The organism is Maribacter algarum (ex Zhang et al. 2020) (genome assembly GCF_005885635.1).
GTDB classification, from domain to species: Bacteria; Bacteroidota; Bacteroidia; order Flavobacteriales; family Flavobacteriaceae; genus Maribacter_C; species Maribacter_C algarum.
Genome location: NZ_VATY01000005.1, coordinates 377,838 through 397,489, shown reverse-complemented (window position 1 = coordinate 397,489; position 19,652 = coordinate 377,838). Strand labels below are relative to the sequence as shown.

Genomic DNA, 19,652 nt, shown 5'->3' with positions numbered 1-19,652 from the left:
GATTTTTAATTCATTATGCGTATTGACAAGTTCCTATGGAGTACCCGCTATTTTAAAACCAGAAATATGGGCACGGAAGCTTGTAAAAAAGGACAGGTGAAAATTAATGACCAAGTAACCAAACCTGCTCGAGAAGTATATCCTATGGATAAAATAGTCGTTCGAAAAAATCAAATCAACTATCAATTTACGGTGTTAGATATACCGAAAAGTCGTGTTGGTGCTAAGTTGGTGGACCTTTATCGAAAAGATACCACTCCAAAAGAAGCATTCGAACATAACGAGTTGCTGCAGTATTCCAAAGATTACTACCGTAAAAAGGGCATCGGTCGACCAACCAAAAAGGACAGAAGGGAAATCGATGAATATTTAGACGTCCACAGCGACCAAGAAGAATAAAGACAATCTATTTGGGTTTCTTTATCTTTGAATCTAATAGCAAATGAGTATGCAAAACAAAATTCTTTCACACGACCAAATTCAGCATAAAATACGTCGCATTGCCTACCAAATATATGAGGCAAACGTTGACGAAAAAGAAATTGTTTTGGCTGGCATTGACGGCGGAGGCTTGAGTTTTGCAAAGAAAATACAGGGTGTTCTTCAAGATATTACCAAAGCAAAAGTTTTGCTATGCAAAGTAAGTATGGATAAAAGTAATCCGTTAAAAAGTGGGGTTCAAACATCTATCTCGGAAAAAGAATATACGAACAAGTCAATTGTTTTGGTGGATGATGTTCTGAATTCTGGAACAACTTTAATTTATGGCGTACATCATTTTTTAAAAACTCCCTTAAAACAGTTGAAGACTGCTGTTTTAGTCAATCGGAATCATAAAAAATATCCCGTTAAGGCAGACTTTAAAGGAATATCATTATCAACGTCGCTACAAGAACATATAAAAGTGGAGTTTAAAATCAAAGATGATTCAGTTTCATTAGCTTAATAAACTTTCGATTTCAATTACAATTTCTTGAATACTTTTATCATCGCAATTCACAACGTGACTGGCTTGATTGTAATAAAAACTTCTTTCGAACAAGTGCTTTCCTATAAATTCGTGTAATTCTACTTCAGGAATAGAGGCAATCAATGGTCTTTTAGTTTTTTCCTTCGAAAGCCTTTTCACCAACTCATCTAAGCCTACTTTCAAATAGATACCATTTTCTGTCATGTCAAAGATTGCGGACATATTATTTGCATAACAAGGTGTTCCTCCACCTATAGACAAAACGAAATCATCTTTTGTTGACAATACTTCCCTTAAACTTTCAGCTTCTTTCTTTCTAAAATAGATTTCTCCTTTTTCCTTGAATAGACTAGAAATATCCTTTCCTTCAGCCCCCTCAATGTATTGGTCCAGATCTAAGCATTTGACATTCAGTTTATCTGCCAAAATTTTTCCAATAGTGGTTTTTCCACTCCCCATATAACCTAACAACACTATTTGCATCTCCTCTTTTTTGTAAAATTGAACTAAAAACAATTGATTTCAAAAGAATTTTAAATTTCTCTTAAAATCGACTTGTGAAATAAATTAATGGACTTATATTTGCAGCCGCTAAGTGAAAAACTTGGCGATGAAATAATGACCTGGTAGCTCAGTTGGTAGAGCATCTCCCTTTTAAGGAGAGGGTCCTGGGTTCGAGCCCCAGCCAGGTCACTTTTAGACTTCATAGAATATTCAAAAAGCCTTTAAATCATTGATTTAGAGGCTTTTTCATTTTTTCTACTTCCATTTGATATCATTTAAAATCATCCAATTCGGTGCGCTATTCGGTGCGCACTTATTGAATCCATAAAATGGACACCAGAAGGGTGTTAAAAAATTGTATATCAGATTATTACAGAAATATTTTTATCAACTTAAAATGGGAAAAAAAATGAAAAAACAAGCAATTATGGTGTCCAATTCATTTGCAATCTTAAGTTACCTACGAACAGGTAGGTTAGATAATCGCGGTAAAGCCCCAATATACTTACGAATAACTGTAAATGGCCATCGCTCGGAATTTAGCATAAAACGTAAAATTAAGCCTGAAAAATGGAATTCTATAAAAGGTAGGGTCAAGGGTTCGAGCCAAAAAGTACTGGATTTAAACCGCTACATTGATGATTTGGAATCAAGAGCATTCGCAATTCATTCAAAACTTGTAAAGAAAAAGAAGCCCTTTACTTCAGAAGTGATTAAAAATAAACTTCTAAATAAAGAAGAAACCTATAAGACCTTGTTAACAATTTATGATGAACATAATGCACAAATCGAAGAACTAGTAGGTATAGATTATTCATATGGTGCCTACAGAAGACATATAAGAACTCTAAACCATCTTCAAGACTTTATCAAACAGGAATACAAACGGGACGATTATTATGTAAAAGAAATCGACCTTAAGTTTATCAATCGCTTTCATCACCATTTAGTAACAAAGAAGATTGGTAATCAAAATACCGCAACCAAGTATGTTGTAAACTTTAAGAAAATTATGCGAATTGCCTTTGCCAATAATTGGGTCAACAAAGATCCGTTCTTTCATTGGAAAGCTAAATGGAAGAAAGTTGAGCGGGAAGTATTGACAGAATTAGAACTTCGCACGATGATGGAAAAGGAGTTTAAAATAAAGAGGTTGGAACAGGTTCGGGACATTTTTGTTTTTTGTTGCTTTACGGGATTGGCTTATACGGATGTTCAAAAATTATCTGAAAATCATGTCATTTTGAAAATGAATGGCAGTCGTTGGATAAAAATCAACCGTTCTAAAACAGATTCTCGAAGTACTATTCCCCTACTCCCTGCGGCAGAAGAAATCATTAAGAAGTATGCCAATCATCCCATTACTTTGCAAAATGGTTTGTTACTTCCGGTAATAAGTAATCAAAGGACAAATGCTTATTTAAAAGAAATAGCGGACGCCTGTGATATCGCAAAGCATCTGACCTTTCACTTGGCTAGACATACTTTCGCAACCACAGTAACACTAGCAAATGGAATTCCCATTGAATCCGTGAGTAAAATGTTAGGGCATCAATCTTTAAAGACTACGCAGATTTATGCTAAAGTTATCGACCAGAAATTAAAAGAGGATATGGATAAGCTTCGGGAGAAATATTAATACACAACCGTAACATTATTAAGGGTTCTTTAAATTTTGCAGATTTTACCACAGTATCGGTATAATCGTGGCAGGATCTGAAATCCTACCCTACTCCTTTATAAATCAATATTTTACAATCTGATTTTCAAAATAGGACACCTAAAAGGACACCTATAGCAGCGTTTTGACGCTTTCGTACTTTAAAGATAAAAAAGTTGTGCCATACTATTACAAATCAATCCAAATTTAATTAATGGTTGAAGTAAACTCTAAGTGTCTCAGAGAATGTCAATTAATAATACCACAAAAAGCAATAAAGAATAGGACTCCCTTGGTACAATGTTCATGTTTTGAAAAGGTGTCTCAAAAAAAGACCATTTTATGAGACTGAAATTTATATTTTTTTATTTCTAATTACTACCCCCACTTCATCTTCTGCAATCGTACCGCGTTGAGAATTGCAAGTAATGCCACCCCCACATCGGCAAAAACAGCTTCCCACATTGTTGCGAGGCCACCTGCACCCAAAATGAGTACTATGATTTTAACTCCAAAAGCTAAGGCAATATTCTGCCATACGATACTTCTTGTTGAGCGACCTATTTGAATGGCACGTGCAATCTTACTAGGTTGGTCGTTCTGGATAATGACATCAGCAGTCTCGATTGCGACATCACTACCTAAGCCCCCCATTGCTATACCTACGCCGCTTGCCGCTAAAACGGGAGCATCGTTGATACCATCGCCTATAAAGGCAACCTTTGTATCTGTTTGCTCTTTGAGCTTTTCTACTTCATTGAGTTTATCTTCAGGTAATAAGCCACCCTTTGCCCAATCGATACCTAATTCTTTGGCGACTTTTTGGGTAATGGAATCTTTATCCCCAGAAAGCATGATGATTTTGGAAATCCCCGAATCCCTAATTTGTTTTATGGCTTGATGGGCATCTTCCTTTAGTTCATCGGCAATGGTCACGTAGCCTGCAAATTTTCCGTCAACGGCTACCATTACAATTGATTCTACGATACTATCCGTTTCAGAAGATACTTCTATTTCGTTGGAGGTCATTAAGGCCTTGTTTCCGACCAAAACAGTTTTTCCGTTGACCGTTCCTTTTAGTCCCTTTCCAGCGACTTCGGAAACTTCGGTCGCTTCAAAATCCGCACCATCTGCCTTGTATTCCAAAATGGCTTTTGCAATCGGATGGGTGGATTGCTCTTCCATCGCCATCAGGTACTGCATAAATTCTGCTTCGGTAAACACCGAGATGGTTACCACTTCCTTGATTTTAAATACTCCTTTGGTTACTGTTCCAGTTTTGTCCATTACAACTGTATTTACCTTGGTCATGGCATCCAAAAAGGATGCACCCTTGAACAGAATCCCGTTTCGCGATGCTGCACCAAGACCACCGAAATAACCCAATGGAATAGAGATGACCAATGCACAGGGACAGGAAATCACAAGGAATATCAAAGCCCTATAAAGCCAATCTCTAAATACATAATCATCAACAAAGAAATAGGGAAGCAACGTTAGACCTATAGCGAGAAAAACAACGATAGGTGTATAAACACGAGCAAATTTTCTAATGAAAAGTTCGGTTTTAGATTTGCGGGCTGTTGCATTTTGAACCATATCGAGAATACGCGCAATGGAACTGTCCTTGAACTCTTTCGAAGTTTCCACTTCTATTACCCCATCGAGATTAATACTTCCAGCAAACACAGATGCGCCTTTCTGGAGGGTATCGGGTTTGCTTTCTCCCGTTAGGGCTGCGGTATTAAAAGAACCTTTATCTGAAAGTAGAACTCCATCGAGAGGTACTTTCTCGCCCACCCGTACTTGAATTTTTTCGCCTATCACTACAGTTTCAGGATGAACAGAAATGAAGTCGCCATTACGGGATACCAGAGCTTCATTAGGTCGTACATCCAGCAAAGCCTTGATGTTTCCTTTTGCTCGATTAACTGCTGCTTGTTGGAATAATTCGCCTACGGCATAGAACAACATTACGGCCACACCTTCCGGATATTCCCCTATGGCAAACGCCCCCAAAGTTGCAATGGACATCAAGAAAAACTCCGTAAAGAAATCGCCTTTTAGAATACTATTCCAACCTTCCTTAATAACAGGAAAACCTACGGGAATATAGGCTACCGTGTACCAAACGATTCTTACCCATTCCTTAAAGAAAGGAACGGCATCAAAATAATCAATGGCAATACCCGCTATCAGCATTACAAAGCTGAATATCGCAGGTAGGTAGGTTCTAAAATTGGATGCTTCTTCTGGACTACTGTGATTATGTCCATCATCGTGTGAATGCTCGCCCTGGTGTTCCGTTGGGTCTATATCGTGTAAGTTTACTTTTTTCTTTTTCATCATCGAGTTTCGTACTGCCTTAGAATTTCTTCCAATTCAACCGGAAGTTCCATTCTTCTTAAAGGCGGGACATTAGAGCCGCCTGTGTTTCCGATTGGTACATGGTCAATGAACGATTTCCAACCGCCGACTAGTAATCTTAGTAATTGTCCGAATACTTCTTTTAAGTTTTTCTGTCTGAAACCAAATTTAAGCATCAGCCAATGGGAATATGTATGCTCCAAAGGATAAGATTGCCCCAGCACATGCGAACGTTCAAGATGATGCCATGCCCTTGTTAAATCATTCTTTTGAAGGTATGAACGATACAGTTCAATCTCTTTTAAGTAATGTCCTTTTAGTCCGTGAGGGATAGTTGTGTTGAATTTCATGGATTACTACTTTTTTAATGCAAGGTACATTATGGAATCATGCAACAGAAGTGCATTTATTGTCCGCTACATTTGTCACAGATTCCTTTCAATACCAAATTCGCATCTTCTGCAACGTAACCGTCCGGAAGATTGATATGTGGAATTTTATGTGCCGTCAGACAGACCGTCTCCTTACAGTTATTACAATGGAAATGAAGGTGCAAATCCTGTTCGATGGCACAATTACAGCCTTCTTCACATAGTGCATATTTGGTCATGCCCGTACCATCATCTATCTGATGCACTATGGCTTTATCTTCGAAAGTCTTAAGAGTTCTGTACAAAGTTGTCCTATCGGCCTTTGCAAAGGCGTTTTCGATGTCCGATAAGGTTTTGGCGGTTTTGCTTTCGGCCAAGAACCGGAAGACCAACAAACGCATTGCCGTAGGACGGACCCCTTTATCTTCCATAAATTTATCTGCTTGTATCATTGTATTTTCAATTAATCGTTGTCTTCGTTTCCAAATGGTTTAAAAATAAGGCCTACGCTAAAGATAAATCCGTCCGTGGGGGCATAGATTTCTGGAAAGGTAGGATTTTCGTGTGGGGGCAATACCAAAGGAGAAAAACGGCTCTGCCTCCTGTCCGTGAAATTTTCAAAATTAATGAATGTGCTTCCCCATTTAAAGTTGCGCATCAACAAGAGCCCCATGGTTACGAAATCAGTAGTTTCCGTTCCATTGGATAGCAATTGTTTTCCTGTGTAATAGGTCTCATACCCAATACGCCATTTTTCGGATTCATACATTAAAATACTTCCCGCATTATGCTTGGCGGTCAAGGGTTTTTGAGGATTGCCAGATAAATAATTCAATCTCGCGTCGATAAGCGCGTAGTTTAAGAACCATCGAAAATCCCTGAAGGTGAATTTGATATTCGTCTCTGAGCCTTTGCTCAAGATTTCCCCTGTTGCATTTTCAAACTGGAACAGACGATTATCCAAAGAGTTGAGCAATAGGCCATTTCTGATAGCGGTCAAATAAAACAATTGATTGATAGAAAAGCCCAGCTCGTCAGATAATCGCGTTTGATAGTTAAAATCAAGGTTCAGACCGTACGACCGTTCGGCTTTCATAGTTTCCCTATCAATGGGAAGTACATCCTTGAAATTGATGAACTCTGCTTCTTCCGTAAAAATATCAGGGATTTTATACCCTAGTCCACCACCGAGCCTACTTGAAAAACTAGTGTTTGATTTGTAAAGCAAGGAGACCCTTGGGAGTGGAAAGAATCCCCAATCCTCAGCATAATCTGTTCGAACACCCGTTTCAAGAATCCATCGGTCCGAAAGGTCATGGATGCTATTTACGAATAGTCCATATGTAATATCGCGTTGATCACGTTCAAAGGGATTCTCCATTTCATCAAAAGAAGTAGTGTAAAGGTTGGCTCCCAAGACCCAATCTGACGTTAGTCCCTGTTTCTGATATGAAGCCTCCGAAAAAGTGTTCCATTGCGTTCCTTTGAAAGAAAGGTCAGGGATTTCAAGACTTCTATCAAAAAACGCAACGCTGTTCTTGACCGAAATGGATTGGGTCGAATCCAACTGGGTTTCGAAAACAGCTTGTGTGCTGATTCGCTTTGACAAGTTTTCTTCGGTATACTGATGGATTCCATTTTCACCCTCTTCAATCTTCGTAATATCACCTCCTTTTCTATCATCGTAGGTTCCGTTGACACCAAACCACACCGTAGTTTTTTCAGAAGGATAATAAAACAATTTTGGATTGAAACTTAAGGAACGGGTACGAGGAAGGTTACTAAATCCATCATCTTCAGGGTCAAAAGCTTTTTGTAAATGACCAGAGCCGTAAAGTGTCCATCCCCATTTTTCGTTACGTTCGCTATAAAAGACATTGGCCGTACTTCCCAAAGCCTGGGTCTGGGTAAGCATGATATCCAATTCAGGTTCTTCGTTAGGGGTTTTGGAAACCATGTTGACCAAACCTGCAATGGCACCACCACCGTACAATGTGGAAGAACTTCCCTTTGTAATTTCAAACTGTCTCAAATCTAACGGTGGTATTTGTAGGATACTCAAACCGCTTGAAAAACCACCGTAGAGGGGAAAACCATCTCGTAGGAGTTGGGTGTAGCGCCCGTCCAAACCCTGTATCCGGATATTGGTATTGGCACTACTCAACGAGGTCTGTTGCATCTGGATTCCCGTACTTTCACGGAGTACCATGGAAATATTCGTTGGGTTCATTATCGCTTTTTCCCCTAATTCCTCAACTCCGATATACTCTATTCGGGTCGGTATCCTTTGTATGGTTCGGGTGCTCCTTGAGGACTGTACTACCACTTCATCCAAGGCGTTTGCACTTTCCTTCAGATAAAATACCAAGTCGTCTCCTGCAGGGACAACAATATTGGTTTCCAAAGTCTCGAAGCCCAAGTACGAGATTTGGAGATTGTATTGACCATCTGGTACATCCTCCAATAAGGCTATACCATCAAAATCGGTGGTAACTCCCTTATTCAGGCTCTCAATGAAAATGGTCGCCCCGAATAAAGGTTCTTTTTCTTCTGCTGTAAAAATATTGATTTTCAGGGTATTCTGTGCATAGCCAAATGCACAGCAAATGAGCATAAGCCAAAGGCTTATCGCATATTTATTCATAGTAATTTGAATTTAATTGACTAATTTTTTGGAGGGCGATGACATCATCGCATACATAGGTAATTAGCCGATACTCTTGGGAGGTTGAAAGAGGGTAAATACCGGGTCTTCGCTTACGCTTTCAAAATGTGTAAAACTTTCTTGTATGACCGTAGGTTCGATAGGCTCAAAGATGTCCAAATCAAAAACAATGGTGTGCGAATGACAGCAATGGCATTGACAAAAAGGTGAGCAAAGTTCACAATCGCCGTGATTTTGATTATGGTCTGAACCCACTTGAAACTCGGTTGTTGCTGAATCGGAAATTTGAGCATCATCGCCGCAAGGCACTACGTTGAGTGCCAAAAAATATAGAGATAGTATGACCGCTAAAAATTTCACAATGCAAAGATAAACGATTTATGATGCAACTGTATTGCAAATGCTTATAGGATCTAGTTCCTTTCCCTCTATAGAGCCATAAAATGAAAAACCTTTACATCCTCCTATTTTCAAAATTGTGACTATACTTCTTAAACTTGGAATTATCAGTAGACGAATCTAAAATTGATAATATAATTTAGTTAAAAAAAAATCAATAAAAGGCCAACGTAATATTGCTGAAAAACGCTAATTTAATGCGAAATGACTATCTTGAATGTAATTGCGAAGAAGTTCAAAAATGGTCAATCTCCTAATTTTCATAACCATTTAAAACTAACCGAAATTTTATATTCTCAAAGGCTTTGGGTAGCTTAGCATTAGTTGAAAAAACTTATGACTAAAGATTACAACCTAGCTATTAAGGCGGCAATTGAAGCTGGACAAGAAATTCTGCGAATATATGAGCTGCCCAATCTTGAAACGGAATTGAAAGAGGACAATACGCCAATAACCTTAGCGGACCTAGCTTCAAATGAAATAATCAACAATTCTTTAAAAAGGACCAAATTTCCGATTATCAGCGAAGAAAATGAACAACTGGATTATTGTCTGCGAAAAGAATGGGAGACCGTCTGGATAATTGACCCACTCGATGGCACCAAGGAATTCTTAAAAAAGAATGGAGAATTTACTGTGAACATTGCATTGTGTTCAAAAGGTAGCCCAATTTTTGGTGTCATATACGCCCCTGTTAGCAGAGAATTATATTATGGAATTACTGCTAAAAAAAAATCTTATAAAACAATTTTAGATGATTCCCATAAATCGAAACAAGACTTGTTTCATGATAGTGATTTGATTTTCCCTTCCAATCCTGCAAAAGATGCTATCAGTGTGGTCTGTAGCCGTTCACATATGAATCAAGAGACCTCTGAGTTTATTAAAGAACTTCGAAAAAAGTATCCCAAAGTGGAGATTGTATCCAAAGGAAGCTCCTTAAAGTTCTGTATTGTAGCAGAGGGTGGTGCACATTTATATCCGAGGTTTGCTCCTACCATGGAGTGGGATACAGCGGCCGGCCACGCTATTTGCACAGCAGTAGGTCTAAATGTTATTTCCCTGAAATCAAATAAAGAGATGAACTACAACAAAAGAAACTTGGAAAACAATCACTTTTTAGTTCATATTAATGGAGAAATCACCTAGTAAATACGTTGTTCACGGTCAAGGTTCGATTAATAAAAATTACTATACCCATTTCGTTGAACCCCATTGAAAGAAGAATTACTGCACTTTATCGGATTTTTGCCAAATACATTTTTTTAAGATTATACTAACCAAAATATTTTTTTACTTTTCGAGATCCTATTCAAGGAATTGGCTTACAATCAAAAAGAGGCTATCTTATTAGAATAGAGCAATTAACAACCGACCATGGAAGATAATTTGGTGGAGTACCAATATAAGATAACTAGGGCACAACGAAGGGAGTTGAACGGCCATGGTTCTTTTTTGGTTTTATTTACAGGATTGTCCGGTTCTGGAAAATCCACTCTGGCAAATACGCTTGAAAAGCGTTTGTTTGAAATGAAAATTAAAACCTATGTGCTTGATGGGGATAATATTAGGAAGGGAATAAACCAAAACCTTGGATTTTCCCCCGAAGATCGTTCTGAAAATAATCGGCGTATCGGTGAGATATCGAAGCTGTTCATAGATGCTGGATGCGTTGTTCTAGCGGCGTTCGTATCCCCTTATAAAAAAGACCGAGAAAATATAAAACAAACAGTAGGGGCAAATAATTTTTTTGAAGTGTTCGTTAATACAGATATAGAAGAATGCGAACGCAGGGATACCAAAGGTCTTTACAAAAAAGCAAGGGCTGGTGAGATTACTAACATGACAGGCATATCAGCTCCTTATGAAGTCCCTGATAACCCGGATATCGTAATTTCCCCATCTACTTCTCCCGAAGAATCCGCGGAGTCGATTTATGCACATGTCAAACATAAACTTTTATTATAGTGGGAAAGTATTATTTGAATTATTTGGATGAGTTGGAGGCCGAGTCGATTTACATACTTAGAGAAGTTTGGGCCCAGTTTAGGAATCCCGTCATACTCTTCTCTGGTGGCAAAGACTCCATTGTTGTAACTCGGTTGGCTCAAAAAGCATTTTACCCATTAAAGGTTCCTTTCCCTTTACTACACGTAGATACAGGGCATAATTTTCCTGCAACAATCGCCTTTCGCGATAATCTGTCGAAAGGATTAAATACCCAACTCATTGTTGCTTCTGTACAAGAATCAATTGATCAGGGCAGGGTTCTTGAAGAAAAAGGAAAGAATGCAACGCGAAACTCATTACAGATAACCACCCTTCTTGATGTTATTGAAGAAAAAAGAATTGATTGTGCTATAGGGGGTGGAAGAAGGGATGAGGAAAAATCAAGGGCCAAGGAGCGTATCTTTTCACACCGGGACATTTTTGGTCAATGGGACCCCAAGAATCAGCGCCCTGAGCTTTGGCACTTATATAACGGAGGATACCAAGAAGGAGAGCATTTTAGATCTTTCCCCATCAGCAATTGGACGGAATTGGATATTTGGAATTATATTAAAAGGGAGAAGATAGAAATACCATCATTATATTTTGCTCATAAAAGGGAGGTTCTTTGGAGAAATGATTCCTGGATTCCGTTTTCAAGTTTTTTGGAAATCGATAAGGGAGAGGAAGTGGTATCAAAGAAGGTCAGATTCAGGACGCTTGGTGATATTACCATTACCGGTGGTATTGAATCGGAATGCGATGACATCAATAAAATAATTCAAGAAGTTGCGGCAATGCGTAATACGGAACGTGGGAATAGGTCTGACGACAAGCGCTCGGAAACGGCCATGGAAGACAGAAAAAAGCAAGGATATTTTTAATAAGGTTATGATTGAAACAAATCAGTTATTTCGATTCACTACTGCCGGTAGTGTGGATGATGGAAAAAGCACTCTAATCGGTCGTTTATTATACGATTCAAAATCAATTTTTGAAGATCAACTACAAGCCGTTGAAAGGACCAGTTCCAAAAAAGGGTTTAATGGTATTGATCTAGCATTATTTACCGATGGATTAAAGGACGAACGAGAACAAGGTATAACAATCGATGTTGCCTATAGATACTTTACAACACCTAAAAGAAAATTTATAATTGCAGATACTCCAGGCCATATCCAATATACAAGAAATATGGTTACGGGAGCATCAACGGCTAACGCAGCCTTAATTCTGGTAGATGCCAGGCATGGGGTGGTCGAACAAACCAAAAGGCATTCATTCATAGCATCACTGCTCAACATTCCACATATTATTGTCTGTATTAACAAAATGGATTTGGTGGATTTTGACGAAAAGGTCTACGAGGAACTGTGCGTTCAGTTTAAGGAATTCTCATCCAAACTATTGGTACAGGACATTAGATTTATACCAATCAGTGCGCTTTTGGGAGACAATGTGGTCCAGAGATCGGACAATATGAATTGGTATCAAGGAGCTCCTCTGTTGCATACTTTGGAGACCATGTATATAGGTAGTGATACCAATAGGGTCGATGCCCGTTTTCCCATTCAAAACGTTTTGCGCCCACAGACCGACAAATTTATGGAGTATAGGGGCTATACAGGTAAAATCGAAAGTGGTGTTTTTCGCAAGGGGGACGAAATAGTAGTAATGCCCTCTGGACTTACTTCCAAAATAAAGTCCATTGACGTGTTTGAAGAAGAGCTTGATGTGGCCATTGCACCGATGTCGGTTGCCCTTACTTTAGAAGACGATATTGATGTGGGCAGGGGAGACATGATAGTGAGATCGAACAATACCCCTGAAGCCGTAAAAGACATTGTTGTAATGCTTTGCTGGTTGGGCAACACCCCTTTAAACTTAAAAACCAGGTTTAACTTGCAACATACTTCCAATAAACAGTTGGCTGTAATTAAGGAAATAATCTATAAAATAAATATTGATACTCTAGAAAGAGTAGAGGGAAATCAAGACCTAAAAATGAATGACATTGCAAAGGTGAAGATTTCGATCGCTCGACCTATCATGGTCGATACTTATCGTAAGAACAGAAATACGGGCAGCATCATTTTGGTCGACGGCAAATCAAACGAGACCGTAGCCGCAGGTATGATTACCTAGACTTTAAGGCATATTCAATACCATACTTCAATAGAAAGTAAATGATTGTTTTAGGGCAGTTTACTGTTCAAGTACATGAAATTCTGGATAGAATCAGTTGAGAAAAATCAGCTTTTTGCGAACAATAAAATTAAACACCGCAATAAATATTGTAATCAAGGTTTTTGAAATTACATACCAAATTGGTGTGTATGTTGTCATCAAATACATCAATACTATATTTAGAACAAGGCCTATTGCTGAGAATGAAAAAAATGCTATTATTTCTTTTTGTTTTGAATGGCGCCCACTTTTAAACACAAATTTTACATTGAGTAAATAACACACGAATATGGTAATAAATGATGCTAGAAAGTTGGCGAAATTAACTTCGAAATGTACAATCTCAACGAAGAACAGCAACAATACGATTGATACAAAATAGCACACAACACCTACCGATAGGAATAGAAATATTTGCCTAAAAAGCGGATTATTTAATTTTACCTCTATCATACACTCTTTTTCTCCTTTTTTAATAAATTAATCTTTAATAGTTTAGAGTAACTATAAACTAAAAACAGAATTAACCCTGGTACCATCATTATGAAATACCGAGGTTTGCCTAAGAGCAATATTATTCCAAACCCGTAAATCAAAACAAAAATTACAACTGATTTAATTTCAAAGGGAATTCGACTTCTTTCCAAAATTGCAGTCCTAGCGATTAAAACCAAGAAAACTAGTATAATACCATTTGGTATGAGGTATCCATACGTTTGAAGACCTTGGTTTTTGTATGAATTTGGGATATTGAAAAATAATCGCCCAGTACTGGCCATAGTGTTCTTTAAGTATTTTATGGGGTATTTTTTCATGTTCTCTATTGCCTTGACTTTTAAAGCACTATCTCTTTCCATATTTGAAAGTGGCTGTAACCGTTGGTAAAATTCACCGTGATTCAATCGTAATTTCTCTAGCCTTTGATATTCCTCAGAGTCTCCTTCAAATCTAACACCAAGAATTCTATCGGCAGAAAACCAGTTGCCATATTCGTTTTCAAAGGGGGTAGAACGATGGTAAAGTAATTCTCCACCACGAGTTCCCAAATAGAATGGTTTATTGGTGACTTTATAGGCATATACCAGGAATGGTGTTGTAAAAAGAATACCCACCGTTAGGATTAAAAGTGACCATTTGGGTCTTTGCGATTTTTTGAAAACAGACATGAGCACTAACATTGTCATACTTACTACTACCACATGAAAAAAGATTACTTTGGTTAAAACTAAGAATCCTAAAAACAAAGAAGCTAGAACCCCGTTTTTAGGATTATTCTTTTTTAAGTGGAAAGAACAGAAGTGGAATATAAATCCATTTATCAAAAAGAAAGATAGTGACTCCGATAAAAGATCTGGCATAAAATGCAACAGTGGTGGGTAAAGGCCTAAAACATATGATGAAATAAGTGCAATTTTTGGTTTTAGGTATAATCGTAGTGATTTATAAAAAAATAATATTCCAAGAAATACGAAGATTCCATTTATAATATTTGGAATCATCAAATTAACATCTAAAGCAACAAATGGTAAAAGCACCAGTGGGTAACCTGGGCCATTCGATAGGTCAGGATTATCAGGGCTAGTATAAAACCCTTGTGTCAAATTTTCTGCATACGCCATATATCTTAGTTCATCCCCCTCGAGAGGGTTATTTAACAGAACTATTATAACTATATAAATAGCTAGAAGAGGCGATAACGAGAGTATTTTTCTTTTTATCATGCTAATGATAATCCTGTTCAAATTAAGTATTATTTTTCTTAAAGTAGTTTTCAATCCTATCGAACTCCTCGTCATTCAATCGTTTTGTGTTGGAAGTAGTAGAGAATTGTAAGTTCTTTAGCTCTGCTGACTCTATTTTTTGGTTGAGAGCTTTTTCGCCAACCAATTTTATTATGTCCCTGGGGTTTACACAAAAATCCTCATAAGAAACTCGAAAATAATTTTTAGGATCGATTTTAGCTCTGTTTTTGTCAAGTATTCGATTAACTTCAAAGACTTGATGGCAAATGTCATCAATATAGGCTAAGGGGTCATTATTGTTTTCCGAGTCTTTACTTAGCAAACCCCACGCAATCTTATCACTACCTTGAACAGTACGGCGGGACAGAATAATGGACTGAGCGACAAAAACCGGATCTCTATAGATTTCAACAAAGAAGATATTTGGAAATACTTTGTCAAACATGGGTGCACAAAGTGAATTTCTATTGTTCTTGTTCAGAAATGGTTTTTTTGTTGTATTTAACCAAGTATTGAAAAAGCCCCTCATGTCAATCTTTGATTCATCGCTTATATCCTCAGGTGCATGGTTTCTATCCTCGCCCAACCATCTATTCCAAAGAAAAAAGGCATCGTTAGGTCCACCAAAGCCTTGAACACTGCCAAAATAACTTTGATAATCCTTGACAGATTTAGGAATCAATCTGCGGAACAGTTTATATGCGCTTATAGGGGAATTAACAAAAGAGGCAATAAAATTACTGATGTAACTTACGGGCAAGTATCGCTCCAAGGTTTGATATAGCAGTGTAGTTCCACTTCTTGAACCACCTAGAACCAATATAATCGGAAGTGATGAATCTTTGGAATTTTTTAATTTTCTTTTCTCTGAATTTCGTAATAGCAAATCAACCGGGATAACCAGTTTGGTGAAAAACTCCCTGAATAAGATTGAATAAGCCGTTTTGTTTCCAGAAAGAAGCATGCGTTTAAGTAAACCGACCGGGTCTTTAAAATTAGAATAGCTCATAATATTGTTTATTGTCGAGAGCAATGAAGCTCCTTTAGGTTGATTATTTGAATATTGGTTTTATTGTTGTTTTCATAAAAGTTCAATTCCGTTTTTGGAACACATACCATTTGACATCTATTGGCGGATAAATCAATTTTAGTTTTCCAAATGAATTTGTTAGTAATTTGATAATACGTTGTTTTAGAAAAAAATTTGGTGTGTTGGTATCGATTAGAGCAATCCCATGCTTTAACTTTATTCGTTTGAAGGGGAATCCTTTGTTTATGCGATCAAAACCATAAAAATCAAAAAGTTCAGTAATCGTTTTGTCAGAAAACCAATGAACAACACTTGGTGGACAGTATGCATGCCAGTGTTTACCAATTAATTTCACAATCAGACTTTCTCGGTTCCATGATTCAACGAGAATAATACCATTGGGTCTTAAAAAGCTATGAGCCTTCTGTAGAGCTATATCAAGGTCGTTAAAGTGACCAATCACTTCGATTAATGTTATCAAATCAAATTTTTGGTTGGTTTCATAAGACTCTAGGTCCCCAACTTGTATGTCGAAGCCAAATTCATCTTTACCATATTCCGCCATTGTTTTATTTGGCTCTACTCCATAACAAGTCCAACCCTCGTTCTCGAACCCTTTAAGTATAAAGCCTGCTGCACTGCCTACATCCAAAACCTTACCTGGTTTGTCAATGTACTTGGATACCAATTTAGCATAGCGACTGCCATGCTTTATCAAGATTTCCTTCTCATTTAAATAATTAGGATACCCAGATTTACCCTCGAAGAAATAACTATCGGAGTACACCTTTTCAAGGTGTATTTCAGAATCATCTACACGGTGAAATCTATGACCGCATGTTACGCATTCATATATTTCATGTCCGTTTTTATTCATGAACAATGGTTTTTCATCAGGGCAATCCTTTATAGACCTACAAGTTTTCTTCATAACATATTCTGTGTCATTAGATGTCGCACTCATTTATTCAATGGTCTTAATCACACTCCCACATGTCAGCATGGCTTCACCATAATAGGGGTTCTTAATATCGCTTTGCGTGCTTAACCAAATTGCTCCATGGCCATTATTAGCCATAGGACATTTTTGTAAATACAATGTTTCTACTGGCGATTTGATATTCATTGCAAGGGCCACAATATTTTCATTTAAAACAACCAATTGAGCTCTTTGGGTTTTTAAGTCTGAATTTGATGAGATAGCACTAAACATTTCAATACTCTTGGATAGATGCGATTTTTCTATTTTGCCCAAACCTCCTATTTCTATGCCTTTCATTTTTTCAAATGTCGTTTTTGCCAAAGCAGATACCTGATTCGCATCACTAGCTACAAAGGCATCTTTCATTTTAAAATAAGGTTTTAATGCAGCTTGAAAAGCTGTTTGAAATGCCTTTGGTAATTTCATTTTCATAGTTGGAATGGCATTGGATTTATTTTCTGAATCGCCTTGCATTCCCGAATGACCTTCATGACCTGTCATTGTTTTCCTACCAGACTTGTTCATCATTGACTTCTTGCCTTGTAATTGGGCCGCTGCATCTACTGTAAAAGTGCCATTGGTCACAATTTCTTCTCCATTTTCTAATCCTGAAGTAACTGTAAAATTATCTCCGTTACGAAGGCCTACAGTAACTTCTCGCATTTCAAAAACAGGCTCATTTGGATTTAGTTTTACATATACCAAAGAGCGTTCCCCTGTCCATAAAACAGCACTTGCTGGAATATTCAATGACTCTTCCACAGCTTTGGCTGTGCCTTTTATTTTTCCGGAAACAAACATTCCAGGCTTGAACAAATTTTCATTGTTTTTTAAGGTTGTGCGCACCGTCACAGTTCTTGTACTACTATTCAACACAGGGTCAATAAATGATATGACTGCATCAAATTCCTTTTTAGGATATGCGCTCGTGGTAACCTTTATTTTCTGTCCTTTTTTAAACTGTGAAATTTGATTTTCATAAGCATCAAATTCTGCCCAAACTGAATTGAGGTTACTTACTTTTAGGATAGGCTGACCTTGTTTTAAATAATCACCTTCTGCTGCCATTACCATCGCTACTGTTCCTGAAACCGTTGCGTATAATGGAAAGTTTTCACGCACTTCTCCTGTCGACTCTATATTGTCGATTTGACTTTCAGAAAGTTTCCATAGTTTCAACTTATTACGAACAGCTTTATATAAAGCCGGTTGAAATTGTTTTAAAGAAGTCGCTGTAATTAATTCCTGTTGAGCAGCTACAAGATTTGGTGAGTAAATTGTTGCTAATAATTGCCCTCTTTTTACTTCTTGCCCTTCAAAACTTACATTTAATCTCTCCAAGCGACCATCAAAATAACTTGCTTGAATAGCATTGTTTTCCTCATTTGCAGCTATTTTACCAGACAGTGAAATTACCCCATCATCATTACTTTCCTTAAGATTACCGACAATGGTGGTTTCAATATTTGCTAATGCCAATGCGTTTTCGGTCATCTTGATTTGATTTGCAGCTAAGCCTTCAGAACTTGCTTCTGCAGGAATCAATTCCATACCACAAATTGGGCAATCTCCGGGTTCCGGTTGCATAATCTGCGGATGCATTGAGCATGTCCACATTTGATTAGCCGATGTTTCTGAATGGTCGTGATTATCTACCGTTTTATTAGCACTATCGGCACTAGCACCAAATATTAAGTAACCCCCAAGTAGTCCAATCATTACCGCAATACCGAAGTACAAGATGTTTTTTTTCATGTTAAATAGTTTTAATTATTTCCGACGGTTCGTGCATAATTATCGCAGAAAGAAGACTATTTGATGGAAATCTATTTTTATTACGATCTTTAAAATCTAAAAGCTGTTTCATCTTTTTGGTAGTTTTAATGACATTTTTTTATTTAAAATCAAATCGTCAACATGTCCTGATAATTTATTGTCTTCTGTTTTAAAGTGCATATGTATATTGGTGGAATGATGTGTGAAGACGGCCTTGTGTTTTGTAGAATAGAAGCCTATGATTTCTACCGCGTTGTTGTCCAGACTTCCGTTCAATCCCGATTGCTTATGCTTGTCGTGATTATGGTCTGTATCCCCATCTTTCCAATTTATCACATGCCAATCTAAAGAAGAGACTTCGCCTTCTAACAAGAAAGGAAAAGGTTCTTGCACATTAATACCATTGGATTTCGCAGTTTCAAAAATTCTCTTTTCTAGATCAACTTTCGTTTTGACATTCTCAATATTAAAACCATTCCATGTTTCAACTTCCGCATAAACCAGTAAAGCAGCTTTCATGGCATAAGAATCGGTGATACTGATATTATTATCAATTACAACACTATTATGTGGTTGGCTGTCAAATATTTGTATTTCACCTTTTAAATCTGCTACTGCGCCAAGAGCATAAAAATGTTCTTTTTGTGATAGGGTATCTAATGAAATTGTAGCCTCTATATTTCCTGACATTATGTTTCGCAAAGCTCCCGAATGCTTAACTTTCACATTGGTAGATATTTTAGTGCAAGACATAATTAAAAAACTCAACAGTGCCACTCCAAGTAATTGGTAATAGGTGTGATTATTAATATTCATTTTCTTCTATTTGTTTAGCAACGCAAAGAGGCTTAGTATTCTCTCTCAACAAACCTGCTCCATTGACTTTATAATTTTTCCTAGTGAGTGTGTCCGTCTTCGTAATGCTCCTCATTTTTTACAAGAGTCATTCCACACACGACACATGTGCCTTCTTCGTCTCTACCACTATCATCGCAATGCATAGGGCATAC

20 protein-coding genes and 1 tRNA gene are annotated in these 19,652 nt (G+C 37.5%); 8 read left to right on the top strand and 13 right to left on the bottom strand.

Annotated features, from left to right (window positions below):
* Positions 1-15: 15 nt before the first annotated feature.
* Positions 16-399 (top strand): RNA-binding S4 domain-containing protein, encoded by a 384-nt coding sequence (locus FEE95_RS20560; protein ID WP_138659906.1) that lies wholly within the window; start codon positions 16-18, stop codon positions 397-399.
* Between the two features lie 49 nt (positions 400-448).
* The gene (locus FEE95_RS20555) at positions 449-946 is read left to right on the top strand and encodes a phosphoribosyltransferase family protein (RefSeq protein WP_138659905.1); all 498 of its coding nucleotides are present in this window, start codon (positions 449-451) and stop codon (positions 944-946) included.
* Here FEE95_RS20555 and FEE95_RS20550 read toward each other — a convergent pair.
* Positions 938-1,453, bottom strand: coding sequence for a shikimate kinase (locus FEE95_RS20550; protein ID WP_138659904.1), 516 nt, complete (start codon positions 1,451-1,453; stop codon positions 938-940). The two genes, FEE95_RS20555 and FEE95_RS20550, sit on opposite strands and share 9 nt — an antisense overlap.
* A 137-nt stretch (positions 1,454-1,590) precedes the next feature.
* Between FEE95_RS20550 and FEE95_RS20545 the strand changes: the two genes are divergently transcribed.
* Together FEE95_RS20545 and FEE95_RS20540 are read left to right on the top strand one after the other, a co-directional pair.
* Positions 1,591-1,663 (top strand) — tRNA-Lys (locus tag FEE95_RS20545).
* A gap of 220 nt (positions 1,664-1,883) precedes the next feature.
* A complete protein-coding gene (locus FEE95_RS20540; RefSeq protein ID WP_238474629.1) occupies positions 1,884-3,113 on the top strand; it encodes a site-specific integrase in 1,230 nt (409 codons plus the stop codon).
* A gap of 399 nt (positions 3,114-3,512) precedes the next feature.
* Here FEE95_RS20540 and FEE95_RS20535 read toward each other — a convergent pair whose 3' ends face one another.
* From FEE95_RS20535 to FEE95_RS20515, 5 genes are all read right to left on the bottom strand, one after another.
* A complete protein-coding gene (locus FEE95_RS20535) occupies positions 3,513-5,480 on the bottom strand; it encodes a heavy metal translocating P-type ATPase (protein ID WP_138659941.1) in 1,968 nt (655 codons plus the stop codon).
* On the bottom strand, positions 5,480-5,851 hold the full coding sequence (locus tag FEE95_RS20530) for a DUF3703 domain-containing protein (RefSeq protein ID WP_138659903.1): 372 nt from the start codon (positions 5,849-5,851) through the stop codon (positions 5,480-5,482). The genes FEE95_RS20535 and FEE95_RS20530 overlap by 1 nt, the downstream gene beginning before the upstream one ends.
* Before the next feature lie 56 nt (positions 5,852-5,907).
* A complete protein-coding gene (locus FEE95_RS20525; protein WP_138659902.1) occupies positions 5,908-6,324 on the bottom strand; it encodes a Fur family transcriptional regulator in 417 nt (138 codons plus the stop codon).
* Between the two features lie 11 nt (positions 6,325-6,335).
* Positions 6,336-8,516, bottom strand: coding sequence for a TonB-dependent receptor (locus FEE95_RS20520; RefSeq protein WP_394347962.1), 2,181 nt, complete (start codon positions 8,514-8,516; stop codon positions 6,336-6,338).
* A 63-nt stretch (positions 8,517-8,579) separates the two neighbouring features.
* On the bottom strand, positions 8,580-8,897 hold the full coding sequence (locus FEE95_RS20515; protein ID WP_138659901.1) for a DUF6660 family protein: 318 nt from the start codon (positions 8,895-8,897) through the stop codon (positions 8,580-8,582).
* A gap of 375 nt (positions 8,898-9,272) precedes the next feature.
* Here FEE95_RS20515 and cysQ point away from each other — a divergent pair, with 375 nt between their 5' ends.
* The 4 genes from cysQ to FEE95_RS20495 all read left to right on the top strand — a co-directional run bounded on the left by cysQ (position 9,273) and on the right by FEE95_RS20495 (position 13,070).
* On the top strand, positions 9,273-10,085 hold the full coding sequence (gene cysQ, locus FEE95_RS20510; RefSeq protein ID WP_138659900.1) for a 3'(2'),5'-bisphosphate nucleotidase CysQ: 813 nt from the start codon (positions 9,273-9,275) through the stop codon (positions 10,083-10,085).
* Between the two features lie 228 nt (positions 10,086-10,313).
* A complete protein-coding gene (gene cysC / locus FEE95_RS20505; protein ID WP_138659899.1) occupies positions 10,314-10,904 on the top strand; it encodes an adenylyl-sulfate kinase in 591 nt (196 codons plus the stop codon).
* Positions 10,904-11,809: a sulfate adenylyltransferase subunit CysD gene (gene cysD / locus FEE95_RS20500; RefSeq protein ID WP_138659898.1), complete on the top strand. Its 906-nt coding sequence runs from the start codon at positions 10,904-10,906 to the stop codon at positions 11,807-11,809. The genes cysC and cysD overlap by 1 nt, the downstream gene beginning before the upstream one ends.
* A gap of 7 nt (positions 11,810-11,816) precedes the next feature.
* Entirely contained in the window at positions 11,817-13,070 is a 1,254-nt protein-coding gene (locus FEE95_RS20495) for a sulfate adenylyltransferase subunit 1 (RefSeq protein ID WP_138659897.1), read from the top strand.
* A 93-nt stretch (positions 13,071-13,163) separates the two neighbouring features.
* Here the strand turns inward: FEE95_RS20495 and FEE95_RS22525 are convergent, their stop codons facing one another.
* From FEE95_RS22525 to FEE95_RS22520, 7 genes are all read right to left on the bottom strand, one after another.
* On the bottom strand, positions 13,164-13,565 hold the full coding sequence (locus tag FEE95_RS22525) for a GtrA family protein (RefSeq protein ID WP_138659896.1): 402 nt from the start codon (positions 13,563-13,565) through the stop codon (positions 13,164-13,166).
* Positions 13,562-14,731, bottom strand: a complete 1,170-nt coding sequence (locus FEE95_RS20485) for a glycosyltransferase family protein (protein WP_171037100.1) — start codon at positions 14,729-14,731, stop codon at positions 13,562-13,564. Before FEE95_RS20485 ends, FEE95_RS22525 begins: the two co-directional genes overlap by 4 nt.
* Before the next feature lie 124 nt (positions 14,732-14,855).
* Positions 14,856-15,863 (bottom strand): sulfotransferase, encoded by a 1,008-nt coding sequence (locus tag FEE95_RS20480; protein ID WP_138659894.1) that lies wholly within the window; start codon positions 15,861-15,863, stop codon positions 14,856-14,858.
* 82 nt (positions 15,864-15,945) lie between these two features.
* Positions 15,946-16,848 carry a class I SAM-dependent methyltransferase gene (locus FEE95_RS20475; RefSeq protein WP_138659893.1) on the bottom strand — a complete coding sequence of 301 codons (903 nt, stop codon included), beginning with the start codon at positions 16,846-16,848 and terminating at the stop codon, positions 15,946-15,948.
* Positions 16,849-18,621 (bottom strand): efflux RND transporter periplasmic adaptor subunit, encoded by a 1,773-nt coding sequence (locus tag FEE95_RS20470; protein ID WP_138659892.1) that lies wholly within the window; start codon positions 18,619-18,621, stop codon positions 16,849-16,851.
* A 108-nt stretch (positions 18,622-18,729) separates the two neighbouring features.
* Entirely contained in the window at positions 18,730-19,458 is a 729-nt protein-coding gene (locus FEE95_RS20465; protein WP_138659891.1) for an acetolactate decarboxylase, read from the bottom strand.
* An 80-nt stretch (positions 19,459-19,538) separates the two neighbouring features.
* A complete protein-coding gene (locus FEE95_RS22520; RefSeq protein WP_394347963.1) occupies positions 19,539-19,643 on the bottom strand; it encodes a hypothetical protein in 105 nt (34 codons plus the stop codon).
* Positions 19,644-19,652 lie beyond the last annotated feature (9 nt).

Excerpts from the sequence above, each read along its gene's own strand:
- FEE95_RS20470 (WP_138659892.1), bottom strand. The coding sequence starts at position 18,621 with ATGAAAAAAAACATCTTGTACTTCGGTATTGCGGTAATGATTGGACTA.
- cysQ (WP_138659900.1), top strand. The coding sequence starts at position 9,273 with ATGACTAAAGATTACAACCTAGCTATTAAGGCGGCAATTGAAGCTGGA.
- FEE95_RS20480 (WP_138659894.1), bottom strand. The coding sequence starts at position 15,863 with ATGAGCTATTCTAATTTTAAAGACCCGGTCGGTTTACTTAAACGCATG.
- FEE95_RS20495 (WP_138659897.1), top strand. The coding sequence starts at position 11,817 with ATGATTGAAACAAATCAGTTATTTCGATTCACTACTGCCGGTAGTGTG.
- FEE95_RS20485 (WP_171037100.1), bottom strand. The coding sequence starts at position 14,731 with ATGGCGTATGCAGAAAATTTGACACAAGGGTTTTATACTAGCCCTGAT.
- FEE95_RS20560 (WP_138659906.1), top strand. The coding sequence starts at position 16 with ATGCGTATTGACAAGTTCCTATGGAGTACCCGCTATTTTAAAACCAGA.
- FEE95_RS20540 (WP_238474629.1), top strand. The coding sequence starts at position 1,884 with ATGAAAAAACAAGCAATTATGGTGTCCAATTCATTTGCAATCTTAAGT.
- FEE95_RS20550 (WP_138659904.1), bottom strand. The coding sequence starts at position 1,453 with ATGCAAATAGTGTTGTTAGGTTATATGGGGAGTGGAAAAACCACTATT.
- FEE95_RS22525 (WP_138659896.1), bottom strand. The coding sequence starts at position 13,565 with ATGATAGAGGTAAAATTAAATAATCCGCTTTTTAGGCAAATATTTCTA.
- FEE95_RS20530 (WP_138659903.1), bottom strand. The coding sequence starts at position 5,851 with ATGAAATTCAACACAACTATCCCTCACGGACTAAAAGGACATTACTTA.
- cysC (WP_138659899.1), top strand. The coding sequence starts at position 10,314 with ATGGAAGATAATTTGGTGGAGTACCAATATAAGATAACTAGGGCACAA.
- FEE95_RS20520 (WP_394347962.1), bottom strand. The coding sequence starts at position 8,516 with ATGAATAAATATGCGATAAGCCTTTGGCTTATGCTCATTTGCTGTGCA.
- FEE95_RS20465 (WP_138659891.1), bottom strand. The coding sequence starts at position 19,458 with ATGAATATTAATAATCACACCTATTACCAATTACTTGGAGTGGCACTG.
- FEE95_RS20475 (WP_138659893.1), bottom strand. The coding sequence starts at position 16,848 with ATGAGTGCGACATCTAATGACACAGAATATGTTATGAAGAAAACTTGT.
- FEE95_RS22520 (WP_394347963.1), bottom strand. The coding sequence starts at position 19,643 with ATGCATTGCGATGATAGTGGTAGAGACGAAGAAGGCACATGTGTCGTG.
- FEE95_RS20535 (WP_138659941.1), bottom strand. The coding sequence starts at position 5,480 with ATGAAAAAGAAAAAAGTAAACTTACACGATATAGACCCAACGGAACAC.
- FEE95_RS20525 (WP_138659902.1), bottom strand. The coding sequence starts at position 6,324 with ATGATACAAGCAGATAAATTTATGGAAGATAAAGGGGTCCGTCCTACG.
- FEE95_RS20555 (WP_138659905.1), top strand. The coding sequence starts at position 449 with ATGCAAAACAAAATTCTTTCACACGACCAAATTCAGCATAAAATACGT.